1 pseudogene is annotated in these 229 nt (G+C 62.0%); it reads left to right on the forward strand.

Annotated elements, in window-relative coordinates:
• Window positions 1–229, forward strand: a pseudogene (locus tag KVT32_RS31925) (M13 family peptidase); the annotation flags it as partial.

Raw genomic sequence — 229 nt, forward strand, 5'->3', positions numbered from 1 at the left:
GTCGAGGCGATGGTGAAGAACTTCGTCACCGCCTTCAAGGAAGGCATCCAGACCCTGGACTGGATGAGCGAGGAAACCAAGAAGCAGGCCCAGATCAAGCTGTCGAAGATGAACGCGAAGATCGGCTATCCGGAGAAGTGGCGCGATTACTCGTCCCTGACCATCGAGCGCGGCGACCTGGTCGGCATGGCGCGGCGTGTCGGCCAAGGCCGTCATCGAAGGCCCGCCG

This window comes from Achromobacter sp. GbtcB20 (assembly GCF_019091095.1).
Lineage (GTDB): Bacteria > Pseudomonadota > Gammaproteobacteria > Burkholderiales > Burkholderiaceae_B > Achromobacter > Achromobacter mucicolens.